The following is a 20,495-nucleotide window of genomic DNA, read 5'->3' as shown; positions in this document are numbered from 1 at the left end:
CCCAGATAAAAATACAGGTGGGACGGCAGTACTCTTCCTAAACCAAAGGAGCAAATCACGATGCGCGTGATGAAGTGGAGCATGATCGCCCTGGCTGTTTCAGCAGGCACCTCGCAGTTCGCAATGGCCTCTTCCCAGGACGACGCCAAGGGCTTTGTTGAAGACAGCACTTTCAGCATTAATACTCGCGCGCTGTATTTCAGCCGTGACAAGCGCAACAATGACACTGGCCAGAGCCGTAGCGAAGAAACCGGCCTGGGCTTCAACGGCCTGTACCAGTCGGGCTTTACCCAAGGCACCATCGGTGTGGGTGTCGACGCCATTGGCCTGCTGGGCGTCAAGCTCGACAGCGGCAAGGGTCGCGCCGGTACCGGCCTGTTCCCTGCCGGTTCTGACGGTCGCTCGCAAGACGACTACTCCAAGGGCGGCGCAGCCATCAAGTTCCGTATCTCCGATACCGTCTTGAAAATTGGCGACCAGTACACCACTGCTCCTGTATTCGCCTCTGACGACAGCCGCTTGCTTCCTGAGCTGCCACAGGGCGTGTCGATCACGAGCAACGAGATCAAGGGCCTGAAACTCGAAGCCGGTCACTTCACCTCGATCGTCGCACAGTCTCAAACCTACAAAGACAGTATCAGCGACAGCAACGACCCAAGCCATACAGGCCTGAAAGAAGCTAACTTCGTCGGTGGCGTCTACTCCTGGACCCCAGAGTTCACCACCAGCCTGTACTACTCGAAAGTCGAAGACTACTGGCGCAAATACTACGCCAACGTCAACTGGACTCACGCGCTCAGCGATGACCAGTCGTTGGCTTTCGACTTCAACATCTACGACACCAAGAGCGAAGGTGCCGGCCTGCAACGCGCAGAAAAAGACGGTACTACCAAGCTTGATAACCGTGCGTTCAGCCTGCAGGGTGCCTACACCATCGGCGCTCACACCTTCACCCTGGCAGCCCAGAAAGTTACCGGCGACGGCGACTATGGCTACGGCATCGACGGCGGCGGCTCGGTTTTCCTGGCCAACTCCATCGCTCGTTCCGACTTTAACGCCGAAGACGAGAAGTCCTACCAGGCACGTTACGACATCAACATGGCAACCTTTGGCGTTCCTGGCCTGAGCTTCATGACTCGTTACGTAACCGGTAGCGGCGCTAACACCGCCAGCACCTCGAACGGTAAAGAGTGGGAACGCGACATCGAAGCCAAGTACGTGATCCAGAGCGGCCCAGCCAAAGACCTGAGCCTGCGCGTACGTCAAGCAACTTACCGTTCGTCTGACGGCGTGTACTACGGTTCGGCGTCCATCGACGAACTGCGTCTGATCGCGCAATACCCGTTGAACATCTTGTAATTGGCAGTTTGATTACAGTGATGACTTAAGGCCTCGGCCTTAACTAAAAAGCCGCTCCCCTGTTTGCAGGGGAGCGGCTTTTTTATTGCAGTTTTGTTTCACCGGAAAAATAACTAGCAAGCTAACTAACGAGATTGCAGTTTCTGCATCGAACCTGACCTATCCGCCAAGTTCGACGCTGTTGTTTGTGCTTACTTAGACGCCGTTTCCTGCATCACGCGAATAACCCGCTGTGGAAACGGAATATCAATATTCGCCGCCTTCAAACGGTCGCGTGCCATTTCATTAAGCATAAACACCACGTCCCAATAATCCGCGGTCTTGGTCCAGCAACGCAGGGACACGGTGATCGAGCTGTCACCCAGGGTCGACACCACGGCCGCCGCCGCCGGATCCGCCAGTACGCGTGGATCTTTTGCCAGCTCCAGCAACACTTCACGGGCTTTCTGCAGGTCCGCGTCATAGTCCACACCCACGTCGAACACCACCTTGCGGGTTGGCTGACGGTTGGTGTTGGTGATGATGCCGTTGGACAGGATGCCGTTCGGGACGATCACCGTCTTGTTGTCGCCGGTCCGCAGCACCGTGTGGAAGATCTGGATGCTGTCGACGGTGCCCGAGGTCCCTTGGGCTTCGATCCAGTCACCAATGCGGAACGGGCGGAACAACAGGATCAGCACGCCGCCGGCAAAGTTCGCCAGGCTGCCTTGCAATGCCAGGCCGATAGCCAGGGTAGCGGCACCAATCGCGGCGACGAACGAGGTGGTCGCCACGCCGATCATCGAAGCCACGCTGACAATCAGCATCACCTTCAGCGCAATGTTCGCCAGGCTGGTGATGAAGTGCTGCAAGGCCAGGTCGGCGTTACGGATGGCCAGCAAGCGCCCCACTCGGTGGGTCAGGCGGTTGATCAGCCACCAGCCGATGGCCAGGGTGATCACGGCCAGCAACACGCGGCTGCCGTATTCCATAATCATCGGGATCCAAGACTGCGAGGTCTTGATCAAGTGATCCAGTTCAGCATTCAAATCCATCTACATTCTCCTGGTTACCGGATGTTCGGCGTAGTGAGTGCCCAAAATGCAATTGAGCCCCGGAGGGCTCAAGAGTAGGCGCAGGTTCTGGGGCGTGGGACGTCAAAAACCCCCGCAGGTTCCCCAAGGGGCCATCAGTCGCGGAAGTTATTGAACTGCAGCGGCATATCGAAGGTTTTCGCACGCAGGGCAGCAATCGCCTCTTGCAAGTCATCACGCTTCTTGCCGGTAACGCGTACCTGCTCGCCCTGGATGGCGGCCTGGACTTTGAGCTTGGCATCCTTGATATGCGCAACGATCTTCTTCGCCAGCTCCTTGTCGATGCCTTCCTTGAGCACGGCTTCCTGCTTCATCAGCTTGCCGGAGGCGTAGGCGTCCTTGACTTCAAGGCACTGCACGTCGATCTTGCGCTTGACCAGGGCCAGCTTGAGGATCTCGATCATCGCTTCCAGCTGGAAATCGGCTTCAGCGGTCAGGTTGACGGTCAGTTCCTTTTCCTTGAATTCGAAGCTGCCCTTGCCTTTCAAGTCATAGCGACGGTCCAGTTCCTTGACGGCGTTCTCGACGGCGTTGGTGACTTCGTGTTTGTCCAGTTCGGATACCACGTCGAACGAAGGCATGTCATATCTCCAATATAAGGGGCGGGCTCAGTAGAGATGGAGCGCGCCCGAGCTAAAATGCCGGGGCATTATAGCGGTTCTTTCGTCCCGTTCACTGTGAGCGATCCTACGGAGCAAAAACTGATGTCGACCACCTGGCATATTCTCGGCGCCGGCAGCCTGGGCACACTCTGGGCCACCCGACTGGCGCGCGCCGGCGTGCCCGTGCGGTTGATCCTGCGTGATGAAGCACGCCTGGCGAGCTATCAGTCGAGCAATGGGCTGACCCTGGTGGAACACGGCGTAGCACATACCTACCCGGTCAGCGCAGAAACGCCCCACAGTCCGGAGCCGATTCATCGTCTGCTGGTGGCGTGCAAGGCCTACGACGCCCAGAGCGCCGTCGCACAGCTGCAGCACCGACTGGCACCCGACGCGGAGCTGATCCTGCTGCAGAACGGCCTCGGCAGCCAGGACGCGGTGGCCGCACAACTGCCCCAGGCTCGCTGTATCTTTGCCTCCAGCACCGAGGGTGCGTTCCGCGATGGCGACTGGCGCGTGGTGTTCGCAGGCCATGGCTACACCTGGCTGGGCGACGTGAGCCAGCCGACCCCGCCGCTGTGGCTGGATGACCTGCACGCTGCCGGCATCCCCCACGAATGGAGCACCGACATTCTTACGCGCCTGTGGCGCAAACTGGCGCTCAATTGCGCGATCAACCCGCTGACCGTGCTCTACCAGTGCCGCAACGGCGAACTGCAGAGCCATCAATGTGAAGTCGCAACCTTGTGCGCCGAACTCGGCGAACTGCTCGAATGCTGCGGCCAACCGGCTGCCGCGCTGGACCTGCAGCACGAAGTCGAGCGCGTGATCCAGGCCACCGCCGCGAATTACTCCTCCATGTACCAGGACGTGGCCAACGGGCGCCGTACCGAAATCAGCTTTTTGTTGGGCTATGCTTGCCAGGCGGCAACACGTCACCAGTTGAACCTGCCCCATGTGCAACAACTGCAGGTACGCCTGGTCGACCAGTTACTTGCACGCGGATTGCCCCGCGACTGAGCCACGCGCTACCCTGCCCGCCTGTCTATCACCTGGGAAAACCCTGATGCCGCTGCGCCAGCGTCTAGAAAACCTACCGGTCGGGCAGAAACTGCTCGCCGCCTTGCTGGTGTTGCTGACCACCGTATTGCTGGTGGCCAACCTGACCTTTATCAGCGCCGCCTATTGGATCTCGCAGGAAAGCATGGCGCCCCAGGCCCTGCAGGCCATCGGCCGGCTGGTGTCCAACCCGGCCCTCGCCGCCGAGGCTCTCGAATCCCCCGCTAAAGCCGACGCGCTGCTGAATGAGCTGACCAGCTATTCGCCGTTGCGCGCCGCAGCGCTGTACGACGGCGAGGGCAACCGCCTGGCGCAGATGCAACACGGCGACCGCCTGCACCTGCCGGACAACTACCGGCATATCGAGGCCTGGCGGGTGACTGAATTTCGCAGTAACCAGATCATCACCCTGCCCCGCGCGGGCCAGCCATCAGGGCATCTGCTGCTGGTGGCCAGCAGCGAACTGCCGGTGGCCTTCTACACCGGCACGCTGACGGCCAGCCTCGGCATCCTGATTTTCAGTGTGCTGCTGTGGCTGGTCATCGCCCGGCAAATCAAACGCCTGATCACCCGGCCGATCCATGAACTGGAAGAACTCTCACGCCAGGTCACCCGCGAAGAGAACTACGCCCTGCGCGCCGGGCGCGGCAACCACGATGAAATCGGCAGCCTTGCCGAAGCCTTCAACACCATGCTGTCGCGCATCGAAGCCCGCGAGCAACAGCTCAAGCGCGCCCGCGACGACTCCCAGGCCGCCTACGATCAGGCACAGGGCCTGGCCGAAGAGACGCGCCACACCAACCGCAAGCTCGAACTGGAAGTCCAGGTTCGCAGCAAGATCGAGAAAAAGCTCACCGGCTTTCAGAATTATCTGAACAGCATCATCGACTCGATGCCGTCGGCGCTGATCGCCCTGGACGAGCAGCTCTACGTCACGCAGTGGAACCAGGAAGCCAGCGCGCTCTCCGGCACGCGCCTGGATGAAGCCTTGAACCAGCCGATCTACCTGGCCTTCCAACCGCTCAAGCCGTACCTGCCGCAGATCAAGGCCACGGTCGAACAACACACAGTGGAGCGCATCGAACGCGTCACTTGGATCAAGGACGACGAGCCCAAGCACTACGCCCTGACCTTTTACCCGCTGACCGGCGGTGCCGGGCGCGGCGTGGTGATCCGTATCGACGACATCACCCAGCGCCTGTCCCTGGAAGAAATGATGGTGCAGTCGGAGAAGATGCTTTCCGTGGGTGGCCTGGCTGCCGGCATGGCCCACGAAATCAACAATCCGCTGGGGGCAATCCTGCACAACGTGCAGAACATTCGCCGCCGGCTGTCATCCGATCTCCCCAAGAACCTGGAGCATGCGGAACAGGTGGGCATTGAGCTGGAGAGGGTCAATCGCTACCTGCAAAGTCGCGAAGTGCCGCAACTGCTCGACGGCATCCAGCAAGCGGGCGCGCGGGCGGCGAAGATCGTCACCCACATGCTCAGCTTCAGCCGCCGCAGCAACCGACAAATGGCGCCTTGCGACCTACCGGCGCTGATCGACCAGGCGGTGGAAATTGCCGGCAACGACTTCGACCTGACCATCGGTTTCGACTTCAAGGGCCAGGCCATCATCCGCCAGTTCGACCCGCAACTGGGCCCGGTACCCGGCACGGCCAACGAGCTGGAACAAGTGCTGCTCAACCTGCTGAAGAACGCCGCCCAGGCCATTCACCTGCGCGAAGACGACAGCGAGCCGGGGCGCATCATCCTGCGCACGCGCCTCAACCCGCCGTGGGCGGAGATCCAGGTCGAAGACAACGGCATCGGCATGAGCGAAAACGTGCGCAAACGGACCTTCGAGCCGTTCTTCACCACCAAGGAAATCGGCCAGGGCACCGGGCTCGGGCTGTCAGTGTCATATTTCATCATCACCAACAACCACAAGGGCCAGATGGAAGTGCATTCCACCCTCGGCCAAGGCACCTGTTTCACCCTGCGCCTGCCCTTGGCCGGCAGCCAACTGCCACCTTACGAACTAACCGAACTGGAGCACTGACCATGGGCTTTCGCCTGTCGAAGATCTACACCCGCACTGGCGACAAGGGCGAGACCGGCCTCGGCGATGGCCGCCGCGTGCCCAAGGACCACCCGCGCGTGGAGGCGATTGGCGAAGTCGATACGCTCAACAGCCAGCTGGGTTTGCTCCTCGCCAGCCTGGAAGAGCAAAGCGGCCAGCACCCGGCGCTCAAGGAGGTGATCGAGGTGCTGAGCCCGTGCCAACATCGCCTGTTTGACCTGGGCGGTGAACTGGCCATGCCGGTGTACAAGGCGCTGAATGCAGCAGAGGTGGATCGGCTGGAAGCAGCGATCGATCGCTGGAACGAGGAAGTCGGGCCGCTGGAAAACTTTATCTTGCCCGGTGGCTCGGCGTTGATCGCTCAGGCCCACGTGTGCCGTAGCCTGGCGCGCAGCGCGGAGCGGCGGTGTCAGCATCTGAATGCGATGGAGCCGCTGGAGGGGGTGGGGTTGGCGTATATCAATCGGCTGTCGGATTTGCTGTTTGTGGCAGCCAGGATAATCGCCAAGCGCCAGGGGGTAGCCGAGATTCTGTGGCAGGCAGCGGCGAAGCCACACTGATGATTATTTAGCGCCTGGTTGGCCCTGTCGCAGGCAAGCCCGCTCCCACATTTGAATGCATTCCAGCGTTGGAATCCGATCGAATGTGGGAGCGGGCTTGCTCGCGAAGAGGCCCGTCAGAACAGCTTCAAACCTGCGGCCAGAACGCCCGAATTCCAGCCACACCCTGAGCCCCGGCTTCCCAAGCTTGTTCCCGCTCAGCAGGCCCTACCCCGCCCAGCAGAAACACCGGCTTGCTGAACCCACGGATCAACTCTGCCGCCTGCTCCCAACCCAAAGGCTGGGCATCAGGATGCGTCTGCGTCGGCTGCACGGGCGACAGCGTGACAAAATCCACGTCCATCATTTCTGCCAGCGCCAACTCTTCGGCGTTGTGGCACGAGGCTGCCAACCAGCGATCCTTCGGCAGTGGCCGCCCCTTACTGGCGTACTTGCGCAGCTGCGCCGAGGTCATGTGCCAACCGGCTGCAGGGAAATCCCCCAGCCATTCAAATGGACCCTTGAGCATCAGTTGCGCCTTGCCCGCACACAGGCCCACCGCATCCACCGCCAGATCACGGTATTTAGGGTCGTAGCCGTTGGGTGCACGCAATTGGATCAGCTTGATGCCGCCAGCGATGGCTTTCTGGATGCCGCGCAGCAACGTCGGGGTTTCCAGCTCGCCCGGGGTGATCAGGTACTCGGCCGGCAAGCGCGCAGCAGCCACGATGGGCGCGTTCGCTGCGGGAAACTCATAGCTGAGCAAATCCCGCGGGGCCACCCACTCCAGCGGCTGCCCTTCAGCACCATGAGGCTCGCCGGTAAACGCCGAGACATCCCAGACATCCAGCAACACCTGCTTGTCCGGGTAGTCGTGCTGCACCTTGATCAGCGGCCGCGCCGCGGTGACCTGGATACCCAGCTCTTCCTGCAATTCGCGCGACAGCGCGGTGGCGACCGACTCATCGGCCTCCACCTTGCCCCCGGGAAACTCCCAGAGGCCGCCCTGATGCTGGGTATCGGCACGGCGCGCGAGCAGGATCCTGCCATCGACACCGCGGATCACCGCTGCTGCTACATGCACTCGTTTCACCGCGCTTTCCTCTTTGCTATCAGGTGCGGTATTCCGCATTGATCTTCACGTACTCGTGGGACAGGTCGGTGGTCCAGATGGTTTCGCTGCACGCGCCGCGCCCCAACTCGATACGGATAGTGATTTCTTCCTGCTGCATCACCGCCGAGCCCTGGGCTTCGGTGTAGGTTTCGGCGCGGGCGCCACGGCTGGCAATGCACACGTCGCCGAGGAACACGTCGATCTTGCTCACGTCCAGGTCCGGCACGCCGGCACGGCCGACGGCGGCGAGGATCCGGCCCCAGTTCGGGTCGGAAGCGAACAGCGCAGTCTTGATCAGCGGCGAGTGGGCCACGGTGTAGCCGACATCCAGGCATTCCTGGTGGTTGCCACCGCCGTTGACTTCAACTGTCACGAACTTGGTCGCACCCTCACCGTCGCGCACGATGGCCTGGGCCACGTCCATGCACACTTCGAACACGGCCTGCTTCAGGGCAGCGAACAGCGGGCCTTCGGTAGAGGTGATTTCCGGCAGGTTGGCCTGGCCGGTGGCAATCAGCATGCAGCAGTCGTTGGTCGAGGTATCGCCATCGATGGTGATGCGGTTGAACGACTTGTTGGCGCCGTCCAGCATCAGGCGCTGCAGCACGTCGCGGGAGACTTTGGCGTCGGTGGCGATGTAACCGAGCATGGTGGCCATGTTCGGGCGGATCATGCCTGCACCCTTGCTGATGCCGGTCACGGTGACGGTCACGCCATCGTGCACGAACTGGCGACTGGCGCCTTTTGGCAGGGTGTCGGTGGTCATGATGCCGGTCGCCGCTGCGGCCCAGTTATCCACAGACAGGTCGTCCAGCGCGGCTTGCAGGGCGCCTTCGATTTTTTCCACCGGCAGCGGCTCGCCGATCACACCGGTAGAGTACGGCAGCACCTGGCTGGCATCCACGCCGGTCAACTGAGCCAGCTTGGCGCAGGTACGTGCAGCGGCCACCAGGCCCGGCTCGCCGGTACCGGCGTTGGCATTCCCGGTGTTGGTCAGCAGATAACGGATCGGGCCGGCAACGCGTTGCTTGGCCAGGATCACCGGTGCAGCGCAAAAAGCGTTGAGGGTGAATACACCCGCGACAGTCGAGCCTTCGGCACAGCGCATCACCACTACATCCTTGCGCCCTGGGCGCTTGATGCCGGCCGAAGCGATACCAAGCTCAAAACCGGCAACCGGGTGCAATGTGGGCAAAGGACCAAGACCAACAGCCATGAATGCGCTCCTTAAAAATAGGTGATGTCTGTGCCGTCGCGATCGACGGTGAAATTAATGGCAAAACGCCGCGACGGCAAAAGCCGGTCGCGGCGCGAGGTGTTGCAGCGTCAGGCAAAAATCTTAGTTGATTTCGCCGTGGCAGTGTTTGAACTTCTTGCCCGAACCGCACCAGCACAGCTCATTGCGGCCCAGCTTCTGCTCGTTGCGCACCGGGGTTTGAGCCAGGGCCACATCGACCTCTTCGCCCAATACCTCAGGGGCTTCCAGGCCCGGCGCTTCGTCGTGCTGGAACTGCATGCGCGCCGCCAGTGCCTCGGCTTCCTGACGCAGGCGAGCTTCTTCCTCGATCGGGTCTTCGCGACGCACCTGAACGTGGGACAGCACGCGAATCGAATCGCGCTTGATCGAATCCAGCAGCTCGGAGAACAGCGTGAACGACTCGCGCTTGTACTCCTGCTTCGGGTTCTTCTGGGCGTAGCCACGCAGGTGGATACCGTGACGCAGGTGATCCATGGTCGACAGGTGGTCTTTCCACAGGTCGTCCAGCACGCGCAGAACGATTTGCTTCTCGAAGGTGCGCAGTGCTTCGGCACTCGCCTGCTCTTCTTTCTCGTTGTACGCGGCCAGCAATTCGGCCATCAGTTTTTCGCGCAGGGTTTCTTCATACAGGTGATCGTCTTCGTCGAGCCACTGCTGAACCGGCAAGTCGACACCGAAGTCGCTCTTCAACGCCGCTTCCAGGCCGGCGACATCCCACTGCTCAGGCAGCGATTGTGGCGGGATGTGTGCGCTGACGGTGGCGTTGAGCACGTCCTGGCGGAAATCGGCAATGGTCTCGCCAATGTTGTCGGCGGCCAGCAACGTGTTACGCATGTGATAGATCACTTTACGCTGTTCGTTGTTGACGTCATCGAACTCGAGCAGCTGCTTGCGAATGTCGAAGTTGCGGCCTTCAACCTTGCGCTGGGCCTTCTCGATGGCGTTGGTCACCATGCGGTGCTCGATCGCTTCACCGGACTGCATGCCCAGGGCCTTCATGAAGTTCTTCACCCGGTCCGAGGCGAAGATACGCATCAGGCTGTCTTCCAGGGACAGGTAGAAGCGGCTGGAACCGGCGTCACCCTGACGGCCGGCACGACCACGCAGCTGGTTGTCGATACGACGGGATTCGTGACGTTCGGACGCGATCACCTGCAAGCCACCGGATTCCAGTACGGCCTGGTGACGTTTCTGCCAGTCAGCCTTGATCTGGGCGATTTGCTCAGGGGTCGGGTTGTCCAGCGAGGCCACTTCCACTTCCCAGTTGCCGCCCAACAGAATGTCGGTACCACGACCGGCCATGTTGGTGGCGATGGTCAGTGCGCCTGGGCGACCGGCCTGGGCGATGATCTCGGCTTCTTTTTCGTGGAACTTGGCGTTGAGGACCTTGTGCTCGATGCCTTCCTTGTTGAGCAGGTTGGACACGTGCTCGGAAGTCTCGATGGTGGCGGTACCCACCAGGATCGGACGGCCCTGGGCCATGCCGTCCTTGATGTCGTTGATGATTGCCGCGTACTTCTCTTCGGCAGTCAGGAACACCAGGTCGTTGAAGTCTTTACGCGCCAGAGGCTTGTTCGGCGGAATGACCATGACGGCCAGGTTGTAGATCTGGTGGAACTCGAACGCTTCGGTGTCAGCTGTACCGGTCATGCCGGACAGTTTGTTGTACAGACGGAAGTAGTTCTGGAAGGTGGTGGACGCCAACGTCTGGCTTTCGGCCTGGATGTTGAGGTTTTCCTTCGCTTCGATGGCCTGGTGCAGGCCCTCGGACAGGCGACGACCCGGCATGGTACGACCGGTGTGTTCGTCGACCAGCACAACCTGGCCGTCCTGGACGATGTACTCGACGTTGCGATGGAACAGCTTGTGGGCGCGCAGGCCGGCATAAACGTGGGTCAACAGGCCCAGGTTGTGTGCCGAGTACAGGCTTTCACCCTCGGCCAGCTCACCGATCTGGGTCAGCATCTCTTCGACGAACTGGTGACCGGCTTCGTTGAGTTCGACCTGGCGGGTCTTCTCGTCGATGCTGAAGTGACCTTCTTTGGTCACCACGCCTTCCACTTCCTCGATGTGCTGCTCCAGGCGCGGGATCAACTTGTTGATCTCGGTGTACAGGCGCGAGCTGTCTTCGGCCTGGCCGGAGATGATCAGTGGGGTACGGGCTTCGTCGATGAGGATGGAGTCGACTTCGTCGATCACGGCAAAGTTGAGTTCGCGCTGGAATTTTTCTTCCATGCTGAACGCCATGTTGTCGCGCAGGTAGTCGAAACCGAATTCGTTGTTGGTACCGTAGGTGATGTCGGCAGCGTAGGCGGCGCGCTTCTCTTCCGGCGGCTGGAACGGCGTTACCACGCCGACGGTCAGGCCGAGGAATTCATACAGCGGGCGCATCCAGTTGGCGTCCCGGCGAGCCAGGTAGTCGTTCACCGTCACAACGTGCACGCCCTTGCCGGACAGTGCGTTGAGGTAAACGCCCAGGGTTGCCACCAGGGTCTTGCCTTCACCGGTACGCATTTCGGCAATCATGCCTTCATGCAAGGTCATGCCACCGATCAACTGGACGTCGAAGTGGCGCATGCCCATGACACGCTTACCGGCTTCACGGGCAACCGCAAAGGCTTCGGGAAGCAGCTTGTCGAGGGTTTCACCTTTGGCTATGCGGGCCTTGAACTCTTCGGTCTTGGCGCGCAATTGCTCGTCCGAAAGGGCAACCATCTGCTCTTCGAAGGCATTGACCAGCTGCACCGTCTTGAGCATGCGTTTGACTTCGCGCTCATTCTTGCTTCCAAAAAGTTTCTTTAACAAAGGCGCAAACATATCGGCAGGTTCTTCCACACATAGGGATGGAGGGCGCACCGTCAGTGGCCCGAGCAGCCCTCACGGCCGCATGCGAACGCGCATTCTACCCGGATTCGTGGGTGAGGAAAGTGGCGTTGTTCCCCGATGCTGGCATGGGGCTGTGAGAGGGCTTGTTTAAAATAAGGGCTTTTGGCGGAACTTCAACCCATCGGATGCAGAAGTTACCTATTGATTTGCCGGGCACGGCCCCGGCGATGCATTGCCTGGGGGCGTGCAGACGCTTTCTGCTAAGATGGCGGCTCTGTTACTTAAGGTGTCTAATCATGGCATTTCGCCCTCTTACAGCCCGCGCTCCCGGCGTGTTGCTTCGCGAAGCCAAGCCGTTGAAAGCCATCTTTGGCCACGCGCAACGCTTGGGCCATTTGCAACGCCTGCTCGAAAGCCAACTGCAACCGGCCGCACGTGAACATTGTCATGTGGCGTCCTGGCGTGAAGGTAATTTGCTTTTAATCGTCACTGACGGCCATTGGGCGACCCGTTTGCGCTATCAGCAAAAACGCCTGCAGCGTCAATTGATGGCGTTTGATGAGTTCGCCAGCCTGATGCGCATCCAGTTCAAGGTGCAACCGCCCACCGTCCAGCAAGGCGCGGTGGGGCATACCATGGATTTGTCGGCCAATGCCGCCGAAACCATTCAGGCAACGGCCGACGGCATCAGCGACCCGGGCCTGCGCGCTGCGCTTGAGCGCCTGGCCGCCCACGCCAAGCCCAAGGCCTGAGCCGTTACTTGCGCTTGCTGCCGCCCAGCAACGAGCCCAACAACCCACGTACCAACTGCCGCCCCATCTGATTGGCGGCTTGCTGCATGGCCGATTTCAGCGCTTTGCCTGCCGTGGTCCCCAGGAACGCGCCGGCCTTGTCGGTAAAGCTCGGCTCCTCGGCGGCGGGCTTGGCCTCTTCGGTCGGCCCCAGCTCCTTGCGCGCCATCAACACTTCGTAGGCAGACTCCCGGTCGATCGGCTTGTCGTAGCGCCCCAGCAGCGGTGAACTGGCGACCAGCGCGGCGCGCTCGGCCTCGCTCAGTGGTCCGATCCGCGATTGCGGCGGCGCGACCAGCACACGCTGGACGACTTCCGGCGTGCCCTTTTCCTGCAAGGTGCCCACCAAGGCCTCACCCGTGCCCAACTCCGTCAACACCGCCAAGGCATCGAATGCCGGGTTTGGCCGGAAACCCTCCGCGACGGCGCGCAGGGATTTTTGCTCTTTGGTGGTGAACGCCCGTAAGCCATGCTGGATGCGCAGGCCGAGCTGGGCCAGCACGCTGTCCGGCAGGTCGCCCGGCGACTGGGTGACAAAATACACGCCAACGCCTTTGGAACGAATCAGTCGCACGACCTGCTCCAGGCGGTCCTGCAAGGCCTTGGGCGTATCGGCGAAGAGTAAATGCGCCTCATCGAAAAACAGCGCCAGCAGCGGTTTGTCCGCATCACCGCGTTCGGGCAGTTGCTCGAACAGTTCCGCCAGCAGCCACAACAGGAACGTCGCGTACACCTTCGGCGCCTCATGCACCAGGCGGCTGGCATCCAGCAGATGAATGCGCCCGCGCCCGTCGCCCGTGGGCTGCAGGATATCTTCAAGCTGCAGCGCCGGTTCGCCGAACAACGCCTCCGCGCCCTGCTGCTCCAGCACCGCCAGGCGCCGCAACAGGGCCTGGCTGGAACCGGTGGTCATCAATGCTGCGTCTTCGCCGAGCAGTTCCGGGTGATAACGCAGGTGGTTGAGCAGTGCCTTGAGGTCCTTGAGGTCCAGCAACAACAAGCCTTCGCGGTCGGCCACTTTAAAGGCCGCGTAAAGCGCCGACTGCTGGCTGTCGGTGAGTTCCAGCAAACTGCCGAGCAGCAACGGCCCCATTTCGCTGATGGTCGTACGCAACGGATGACCGGACTGCCCGTGGATATCCCACAACGTCACCGGATAGGCCTTGGCCGTGTAATGGAGGAACGGCATCCCGGCGATCCGCTCAGCCACCTTGCCCTGGGGGTTCGCCGCCGCACCCAGGCCACACAGGTCGCCTTTGATATCTGCGGCAAACACCGCAACGCCCGCGTCACTGAAAGCCTCAGCCAGGCGTTGCAACGTGACGGTCTTGCCCGTGCCGGTAGCGCCGGCGATCAGCCCGTGGCGGTTGGCCAGGCGCATGGCCTGGGCAATCGGCTGGCCAGACAGGTCTGCGCCAATGAGGAGTTGCGAGGAGTCAGGCATTTCGTCACCCATGGTTAATCTTTAGTGTCGCCAGGTCGATACAGGCAAGTGTGAGACCCACAAAGTCCAAAAATAGGTCAGATAGTTCCTACAGGGACCCTTAGCGCTACCGCAAGAAGTATCACACCTTTTTTGACGCTGCCATTTTGCGCCTCCCATAAGGACGCGCTTCGGATATTAAGACCTTAGCGGACCCTACAAGCCATGAATAAAAATCTGCGTTTCAGCCACAAAATCCTGCTTGCAGCCTCCCTTATCGTCATCGCCGCGTTCGCGGTGTTTACCCTCTACAACGACTACCTGCAGCGCAACGCCATTCGCGACAATCTCAACAATTACCTGCATGAGATGGGAAATGTCACTGCCAGCAACATCCAGACCTGGCTGAACGGGCGCATCGCCCTGGTGGAAAACGCCGCACAGAACATCGCCACCAACCCCGAACCATCTGTGGTCGCCAGCCTGCTGGAGCAGAAAGCACTGACGAGCGCCTTCATGGCAACCTACGTCGGCGACAGCCAGGGCGCGTTCACCATCCGCCCCGACACCAAGATGCCGGACGGCTTCGATCCGCGCGTGCGGCCTTGGTACAAAGGTGCGCAGAGCAGCAACGGCTCGACCTTGACCGAGCCCTACATCGATGCCGCCACCGGCAAGTTGATCATTTCCGTGGCCACCCCAAGCAACCGGGGCAGCCAGAGCATCGGCGTGGTCGGCGGCGACCTGAGCCTGCAGACACTGGTGGATAACATTGGCGCGCTGAACTTCGGCGGCACAGGCTATGCGTTCCTGGTGAGTGCCGACGGCAAGGTGCTGGTGCACCCGAACAAAGACCTGGTGATGAAAACCCTGGCCGATGTGTATCCAAAAAACACGCCGAAAATCAGCAGCGATTTCAGCGAAGTCGAGGCCAACGGCAAAGACAACATCGTGACCTTCATCCCGATCAAGGGCCTGCCCTCGGTGAACTGGTACCTGGGTATTTCGGTGGATAAAGACAAATCCTTCGCCATGCTCAGCGAATTCCGCACCTCGGCGGTGATCGCGACGATCATTGCGGTGGCGATCATCATCGCCCTGCTGGGCATGCTGATCCGCGTACTCCTGCAACCGCTGCACGTGATGACCCGCGCCATGCAGGACATTGCCGACGGCGAAGGTGACTTGACCCGCCGCCTGGCGATCCAGAACAACGACGAGTTCGGCACCCTGGGTAACGCGTTCAACCGCTTCGTGGAGCGGATTCACACATCAATCCGCGAAGTGTCCTCGGCCACCGAACAGGTCAATGAAGTGGCACTGCGGGTGGTCAGCGCGTCCAACTCCTCGATGGTCAACTCCGATGAACAGGCCAACCGCACCAACAGTGTGGCCGCCGCCATCAATGAACTCGGGGCCGCCGCCCAGGAAATCGCGCGCAACGCCGCACAGGCCTCCAGCCAGGCCAGCGACGCCAGGCACCTGGCCGAGGACGGCCAACAGGTGGTGGAGCGCAATATCAAGGCGATGACAGAGCTGTCGGCGATGATCAGCGCCTCCAGCGGCAACATCGAAGCGCTCAACAGCAAGACCGTGAATATCGGCCAGATTCTTGAGGTCATCACCAGCATTTCCCAGCAAACCAACCTGCTGGCCCTCAACGCGGCCATCGAAGCCGCCCGCGCAGGCGAGGCTGGCCGTGGTTTTGCGGTGGTGGCCGATGAAGTGCGCAACCTGGCGCATCGCACTCAGGAATCGGCACAGCAAGTGCAAAAAATGATCGAGGAGCTTCAAGTCGGGGCCCGCGACTCGGTCAGCACCATGAGCCAAAGCCAGCGCCACAGTAATGACAGCGTGGAAATCGCCAACCTGGCCGGTGAGCGCTTGAACAGCGTGACGCAGCGCATCGGCGAGATTGATGGCATGAACCAGTCGGTGGCGACTGCGACCGAGGAACAGACCTCGGTGGTAGAGTCGATCAATATGGACATTACCGAGATCAACACGCTTAACCAGGAGGGTGTGGAAAACCTGCACTCGACCCTGCGCGCCTGTGCCGACCTCGAACAGCAGGCGGCCAGGCTGAAGCAACTGGTTGGCAGCTTCCGGATCTGACAGAAATCCTCCAACCCCTGCAGGAGCGGGCTTGCCCGCTCCTGCGTGGTCGTTGTCTGCGACGACACACTCATCCCGATCGAACATCTATCCTTACCTCAGGTCCACGTTAAGGAGAGCAATGGATCGGAGGGATGTTCATCGTGCATATCGCTGACATAACCATGTTCTACGCCCCAGCCAGCGGCGGCGTGCGGACTTATCTGGACGCCAAGCACCGACGCTTGACGCTCAAGCCCGGCATTCGCCACAGCCTGTTGATCCCCGGCGCCCACTTGAGCGAACAGGATGGGGTGTACCAGGTACCGGCCCCCGCCCTGCCCTTCGGCAAAGGCTATCGATTCCCGCTGCGCCTGGCGCCATGGCGAAACGTCCTGCACGATTTACAGCCCGATCTGATCGAAGTCGGCGATCCCTATCTCACCGCGTGGGCTGCACTGGATGCTCGGCGCCAGCTGGATGTACCGGTCATCGGCTTTTATCACTCCGATCTGCCGTTGCTGGTCAGCAACCGCATGGGGCCGTGGTTTACCCCGAACGTTGAAGCCTATGTCAGCAAACTCTATGGGAACTTTGACCGGGTACTGGCTCCCAGCCAGGTGATGGCCGACAAACTCACCGGGCTTGGCGTGAAGAACGTCTTCGTTCAGCCGTTGGGCGTGGACCTGCAAACCTTCACACCCGAGGTCCGCGATCCCGGCTTGCGCGCCGAACTGGGGATCAGTGAAGACACGCGCCTGCTGATCTTCGCCGGGCGCGGTTCGAAGGAGAAAAACCTGCCGGTGCTGCTCAACTGCATGAAGCGCCTGGGCGATGGCTACCACCTGCTGTTGGTCGGGTCTGGCATGCCCGCGAGCGTGCCGGACAACGTTACGGTGATCGACGGCTTCCGCCCGGCCGCGCATGTCGCGCGCTTGATGGCCAGCGCCGATGCGCTGCTGCATGGCGGCGATCAGGAAACCTTTGGCCTGGTCATCCTCGAAGCGATGGCCTGCGGTATCCCGGTAATCGCCGTGGCCGCCGGGGCCTTCAATGAAATCGTCGACGAGCGCTGCGGCCTGCTGTGCGCGCCGAACAATCCTAAGGCGATGGCCGACGCGGTGCGCGAACTGTTCAGCGTTGACAGCCAACGCCTGGGTGCGCAGGCCCGGCGGCACGTGGAACACCATTACGCGTGGGATACGGTGGTCGACAGCCTGCTCGGCCATTACTGCGCGGTACTCGGTACCCACAAGCCGATGCTCTGCCATGGCTGAGCGTTCGGTCTTGCTGGTATTGCACGATGTGGCGCCGCACAACTGGGTCGACTACCGCCCCTTTGTCGAAGCGGTGGATGCGCTGGGCGCGGTGCCCATCACTTGGCTGGTGGTGCCGGACTTTCATCATCAGGATGCCTTGCCCGCCGCAGGCGAGTTTCGGCGACTGCTCGACAGCCGCGTCGCCAGGGGCGATGAACTGGCGCTGCATGGATACTCCCATAGCGACGACCAACCGTCGCCGCGCACGCCAAAAGACTGGTTCATGCGACGCATCTATACCCACGAAGGTGAGTTTTACCAGCTGTCAGAAGCCCAAGCCCTGGAACGTCTGCATAAAGGTATCGAGGTATTTCGCGAAAACCACTGGCCCCTCCACGGCTTCGTCGCACCGGCCTGGTTGATGAGCCCAGGCACCCGTGAAGCCTTGCGCCAATTACCCCTGAGCTACACCAGTGATCCGCAACACCTGTATCGGCTGCCGGATTTCACCCCGGTGGCGGCTCCCGGCCTGGTGTGGAGTGCGCGCAGCAGCTGGCGCCGGGGCGTGTCCAAAATCCTCAGCGACCGCCGCGAGCAACGCTGGCAAAACGCCCCGGTGATTCGCCTGGGCCTGCATCCGGTGGACATGCGCCACGACTTTTCCCGCCGCTATTGGCTCGAAACGCTGCAACGCCTGCTGGACACGGGTCGCACGCCTATGACCAAAGTAGGCTGGCTGGCTTCCCAACCATGAGCCGCTTGCTCTGGCTGTTGCTGGCGCTGATCGTCGCGCTGATTATTCCGGCGTGGCTGGGCGGCGGTGAAACCGTGGCGCGCCTGGTGCAATTCCCCTGGCAACTGTTACTGGCCATGTTCGCCATGATCGTAGTGTGCTGGGTGATCAACAGCCTGCGCCTGCGCCTGCTGCTGGGTGAGCACATCGGCCAACTGAGCCGTGCGAAAAGCCTCGGTGTCGTGATGTCGACCGAGTTCGCCATGTGCGCCACCCCCGGCGGCAGTGGCGGCCCACTGACCTTGATGGCGTTGCTCGCGCGCAACGGCATACGACCAGCCCATGGCAGCGCGGTGTTTGCCATGGACCAGTTGAGCGATTTGCTGTTCTTTTTATGCGCACTGACGGGCATTGCGCTGTATGCCCTTTTCCACACCCTGAACCCCCGACTGGAATGGCTGCTGGAGCTCAGCGCTGTATCGATGGTGGGTGGGCTGTTCTGTGGCGTATTGCTGGTGCGCTTTCACCGCCAGGCCATCCGCCTGACGGGCGCGGTCCTCAAGCAACTACGGGTGCGCCCAAAGGTTCGTCGACGCTGGGCGCGCAGGCTGTTGCGCTTCCTGGCGGCATTCACCGACACGCTGAAATTGCCGTGGTCTACGTTGATAAGCGTATTTTTTCTCACGAGCGCGCACTGGACCCTGCGCTACAGCGTGCTCTATCTGGCGTTACGCGGATTGGGCGGGGATGTGCAATGGGCCTGGAGCTTTCTGATCCAGATGCTTTCATTGACGGCCGGGCAATTCAGCCTGTTGCCTGGCGGGGCGGGGGCTGCGGAATTGACCTCGGCAGCGTTACTGGCGCCCATGGTCGGCAAATCCACCGCAGCGGCGGCAATCCTGATCTGGCGGGCCGTAACGTATTACTTTTATCTGCTGGCCGGCGGGCCGGTATTTCTACTGATGGTTGGCAAGCCTTTGCTCAAGCGTCTTTTTCAGCGGGCCCAGGCGGCGCGTCCGGGGTCTGCAACTGCTCCCACAACTGGGCGGCCCCAGGAAAGTCAGTACCGTCCTCCGCATCCAGCGCGTCCGGGTCATAGCGACTCAGACAGCCTTCGCCCAAGGTAGCGGGCGCCTTGGAGGTAGCTTTATCGAGTGGATCGCTCATGGTCAAAATCCTCAACGGCAGGCAAAGAAAAAGGGCCTGGGACGATTTAACGCCCAGGCCCGTCATTCTTCAATCACAACGCGTCAATCAGAACACGACGGTCTTATTGCCGTGCACCAGCACGCGGTCTTCCAGGTGGTAGCGCAGCCCTCGGGCCAGCACCATCTTCTCGACATCGCGGCCGAAGCGCACCATGTCTTCAATGCTGTCGCTGTGGCTGACACGCACCACGTCCTGCTCGATGATCGGGCCGGCGTCCAGCTCTTCGGTGACGTAGTGGCAGGTTGCGCCGATCAGCTTGACCCCACGCAGGGAAGCCTGATGGTACGGTTTGGCACCGACGAACGATGGCAGGAAACTGTGGTGAATGTTGATCACCTTGCCAGCGTATTCGCTGCACAGTTCCGGCGGCAGGATTTGCATGTAGCGCGCCAGGACCACGACATCGGCCTCGTGCTGTTTGACCAGGCGAGACACCTCGGCGAACGCCGGTTCCTTGTCCTGCGGGTTGACCGGTACGTGGTAGTACGGGATGCCATGCCATTCGACCATGCTGCGCAGGTCGTCATGGTTGGAAATAACGCAGGCAATATCACAGTCCAACTCGTCGCTGTGCCAGCGGTGCAGCAAGTCCGCCAGGCAATGGGACTCACGACTGGCCATCAGCACCACGCGTTTTTTCTGCTCGGTGTCGGTGATGCGCCAGGTCATCGAAAACTCTTCGGCGATCGGCGCAAAGGCCTCGCGAAAAGCCTCGAGACCAAACGGCAGCGTGTCGGCACGGATTTCGTGACGCATGAAGAACCAACCGCTGAGATTATCCGAGTGATGGCTCGCCTCGGTAATCCAGCCATTGTGGGAAGCCAGAAAGTTACTGACTTTGGCAACGATGCCGACCCGGTCCGGGCAAGCAATCACCAGCCGAAAAGTGCGCATTAGGGGAAAACTCCAGAACTTCGCAAAGGCCGCCATTCTAGCGATTGCGCAGGAAAACTGCAGTATTCGTTAACGCTTATTCTGATCGCCGGCCTGGCCCTTGCCCCTTAATCGCCTAAGGTTTTACCACCTTAATATGAATCTACTGCGTCACCTTGGATTCTTCCACGGTTTGTCAGGCGATTACCTTAAGGTCT

General features: G+C 60.9%; 16 protein-coding genes. 9 read left to right on the top strand and 7 right to left on the bottom strand.

What is annotated here, in order from left to right; genetic code table 11:
• Positions 1-60: 60 nt before the first annotated feature.
• A complete protein-coding gene (locus QMX97_RS18950) occupies positions 61-1,359 on the top strand; it encodes an OprD family porin (protein ID WP_106802744.1) in 1,299 nt (432 codons plus the stop codon).
• Positions 1,360-1,550: 191 nt separating this feature from the next.
• Here QMX97_RS18950 and QMX97_RS18945 read toward each other — a convergent pair whose 3' ends face one another.
• Together QMX97_RS18945 and QMX97_RS18940 are read right to left on the bottom strand one after the other, a co-directional pair.
• Entirely contained in the window at positions 1,551-2,393 is an 843-nt protein-coding gene (locus tag QMX97_RS18945; RefSeq protein WP_106802743.1) for a mechanosensitive ion channel family protein, read from the bottom strand.
• Positions 2,394-2,527: 134 nt separating this feature from the next.
• Positions 2,528-3,013 carry a YajQ family cyclic di-GMP-binding protein gene (locus QMX97_RS18940; RefSeq protein WP_003193880.1) on the bottom strand — a complete coding sequence of 162 codons (486 nt, stop codon included), beginning with the start codon at positions 3,011-3,013 and terminating at the stop codon, positions 2,528-2,530.
• A 123-nt stretch (positions 3,014-3,136) separates the two neighbouring features.
• Here QMX97_RS18940 and QMX97_RS18935 point away from each other — a divergent pair, with 123 nt between their 5' ends.
• From QMX97_RS18935 to QMX97_RS18925, 3 genes are read left to right on the top strand one after another with little or no spacing between them, the layout of a single operon-like run.
• Positions 3,137-4,054, top strand: coding sequence for a putative 2-dehydropantoate 2-reductase (locus tag QMX97_RS18935; RefSeq protein ID WP_120449727.1), 918 nt, complete (start codon positions 3,137-3,139; stop codon positions 4,052-4,054).
• Between the two features lie 46 nt (positions 4,055-4,100).
• Positions 4,101-6,137 (top strand): ATP-binding protein, encoded by a 2,037-nt coding sequence (locus QMX97_RS18930; RefSeq protein WP_065908815.1) that lies wholly within the window; start codon positions 4,101-4,103, stop codon positions 6,135-6,137.
• A 2-nt stretch (positions 6,138-6,139) separates the two neighbouring features.
• Positions 6,140-6,718: a cob(I)yrinic acid a,c-diamide adenosyltransferase gene (locus tag QMX97_RS18925; protein ID WP_065908812.1), complete on the top strand. Its 579-nt coding sequence runs from the start codon at positions 6,140-6,142 to the stop codon at positions 6,716-6,718.
• A 127-nt stretch (positions 6,719-6,845) separates the two neighbouring features.
• Here QMX97_RS18925 and QMX97_RS18920 read toward each other — a convergent pair whose 3' ends face one another.
• The 3 genes from QMX97_RS18920 to secA all read right to left on the bottom strand — a co-directional run bounded on the left by QMX97_RS18920 (position 6,846) and on the right by secA (position 11,886).
• Positions 6,846-7,790 carry a Nudix family hydrolase gene (locus QMX97_RS18920; RefSeq protein WP_120449729.1) on the bottom strand — a complete coding sequence of 315 codons (945 nt, stop codon included), beginning with the start codon at positions 7,788-7,790 and terminating at the stop codon, positions 6,846-6,848.
• Positions 7,791-7,809: 19 nt separating this feature from the next.
• Positions 7,810-9,027 carry a bifunctional glutamate N-acetyltransferase/amino-acid acetyltransferase ArgJ gene (gene argJ, locus QMX97_RS18915; RefSeq protein ID WP_106802738.1) on the bottom strand — a complete coding sequence of 406 codons (1,218 nt, stop codon included), beginning with the start codon at positions 9,025-9,027 and terminating at the stop codon, positions 7,810-7,812.
• A 123-nt stretch (positions 9,028-9,150) separates the two neighbouring features.
• Complete coding sequence (gene secA / locus QMX97_RS18910; protein WP_065908805.1) at positions 9,151-11,886, bottom strand: preprotein translocase subunit SecA; 2,736 nt, start codon at positions 11,884-11,886, stop codon at positions 9,151-9,153.
• Between the two features lie 305 nt (positions 11,887-12,191).
• On the opposite strand from secA, the gene QMX97_RS18905 reads away from it, so the two are divergent.
• Positions 12,192-12,647 (top strand): DciA family protein, encoded by a 456-nt coding sequence (locus QMX97_RS18905; protein WP_065908804.1) that lies wholly within the window; start codon positions 12,192-12,194, stop codon positions 12,645-12,647.
• 4 nt (positions 12,648-12,651) lie between these two features.
• On the opposite strand, the gene QMX97_RS18900 is transcribed toward QMX97_RS18905, so the two are convergent.
• Entirely contained in the window at positions 12,652-14,130 is a 1,479-nt protein-coding gene (locus QMX97_RS18900; RefSeq protein WP_065909853.1) for a helicase HerA-like domain-containing protein, read from the bottom strand.
• 204 nt (positions 14,131-14,334) lie between these two features.
• On the opposite strand from QMX97_RS18900, the gene QMX97_RS18895 reads away from it, so the two are divergent.
• The 4 genes from QMX97_RS18895 (at position 14,335) to QMX97_RS18880 (ending at position 19,322) form a co-directional block, all read left to right on the top strand.
• Complete coding sequence (locus QMX97_RS18895) at positions 14,335-16,224, top strand: methyl-accepting chemotaxis protein (protein ID WP_282397384.1); 1,890 nt, start codon at positions 14,335-14,337, stop codon at positions 16,222-16,224.
• A 134-nt stretch (positions 16,225-16,358) separates the two neighbouring features.
• On the top strand, positions 16,359-17,480 hold the full coding sequence (locus QMX97_RS18890) for a glycosyltransferase family 1 protein (protein ID WP_282397383.1): 1,122 nt from the start codon (positions 16,359-16,361) through the stop codon (positions 17,478-17,480).
• Positions 17,473-18,216, top strand: coding sequence for a polysaccharide deacetylase family protein (locus QMX97_RS18885; protein WP_282397382.1), 744 nt, complete (start codon positions 17,473-17,475; stop codon positions 18,214-18,216). The genes QMX97_RS18890 and QMX97_RS18885 overlap by 8 nt, the downstream gene beginning before the upstream one ends.
• Positions 18,213-19,322: a lysylphosphatidylglycerol synthase transmembrane domain-containing protein gene (locus tag QMX97_RS18880; RefSeq protein ID WP_282397381.1), complete on the top strand. Its 1,110-nt coding sequence runs from the start codon at positions 18,213-18,215 to the stop codon at positions 19,320-19,322. Before QMX97_RS18885 ends, QMX97_RS18880 begins: the two co-directional genes overlap by 4 nt.
• A gap of 127 nt (positions 19,323-19,449) precedes the next feature.
• On the opposite strand, the gene purU is transcribed toward QMX97_RS18880, so the two are convergent.
• Positions 19,450-20,298: a formyltetrahydrofolate deformylase gene (purU, locus tag QMX97_RS18875; protein WP_106802733.1), complete on the bottom strand. Its 849-nt coding sequence runs from the start codon at positions 20,296-20,298 to the stop codon at positions 19,450-19,452.
• Positions 20,299-20,495 lie beyond the last annotated feature (197 nt).

Source organism: Pseudomonas sp. PS01298, assembly GCF_029959745.1.
In the GTDB taxonomy this organism is placed as follows: Bacteria; Pseudomonadota; Gammaproteobacteria; order Pseudomonadales; family Pseudomonadaceae; genus Aquipseudomonas; species Aquipseudomonas aylmerensis.
The sequence above is the reverse complement of the archived record's forward strand: the minus strand, read 5'-3'. Positions and strand labels throughout refer to the sequence as shown.

Bases quoted from the DNA above. Each gene is read 5' to 3' on its own strand.
- QMX97_RS18905 (WP_065908804.1), top strand. From the start codon at position 12,192: ATGGCATTTCGCCCTCTTACAGCCCGCGCTCCCGGCGTGTTGCTTCGC.
- QMX97_RS18890 (WP_282397383.1), top strand. From the start codon at position 16,359: ATGTTCATCGTGCATATCGCTGACATAACCATGTTCTACGCCCCAGCC.
- QMX97_RS18900 (WP_065909853.1), bottom strand. From the start codon at position 14,130: ATGCCTGACTCCTCGCAACTCCTCATTGGCGCAGACCTGTCTGGCCAG.
- QMX97_RS18945 (WP_106802743.1), bottom strand. From the start codon at position 2,393: ATGGATTTGAATGCTGAACTGGATCACTTGATCAAGACCTCGCAGTCT.
- QMX97_RS18935 (WP_120449727.1), top strand. From the start codon at position 3,137: ATGTCGACCACCTGGCATATTCTCGGCGCCGGCAGCCTGGGCACACTC.
- QMX97_RS18925 (WP_065908812.1), top strand. From the start codon at position 6,140: ATGGGCTTTCGCCTGTCGAAGATCTACACCCGCACTGGCGACAAGGGC.
- QMX97_RS18950 (WP_106802744.1), top strand. From the start codon at position 61: ATGCGCGTGATGAAGTGGAGCATGATCGCCCTGGCTGTTTCAGCAGGC.
- QMX97_RS18930 (WP_065908815.1), top strand. From the start codon at position 4,101: ATGCCGCTGCGCCAGCGTCTAGAAAACCTACCGGTCGGGCAGAAACTG.
- QMX97_RS18885 (WP_282397382.1), top strand. From the start codon at position 17,473: ATGGCTGAGCGTTCGGTCTTGCTGGTATTGCACGATGTGGCGCCGCAC.
- purU (WP_106802733.1), bottom strand. From the start codon at position 20,298: ATGCGCACTTTTCGGCTGGTGATTGCTTGCCCGGACCGGGTCGGCATC.
- QMX97_RS18940 (WP_003193880.1), bottom strand. From the start codon at position 3,013: ATGCCTTCGTTCGACGTGGTATCCGAACTGGACAAACACGAAGTCACC.
- QMX97_RS18880 (WP_282397381.1), top strand. From the start codon at position 18,213: ATGAGCCGCTTGCTCTGGCTGTTGCTGGCGCTGATCGTCGCGCTGATT.
- QMX97_RS18895 (WP_282397384.1), top strand. From the start codon at position 14,335: ATGAATAAAAATCTGCGTTTCAGCCACAAAATCCTGCTTGCAGCCTCC.
- argJ (WP_106802738.1), bottom strand. From the start codon at position 9,027: ATGGCTGTTGGTCTTGGTCCTTTGCCCACATTGCACCCGGTTGCCGGT.
- secA (WP_065908805.1), bottom strand. From the start codon at position 11,886: ATGTTTGCGCCTTTGTTAAAGAAACTTTTTGGAAGCAAGAATGAGCGC.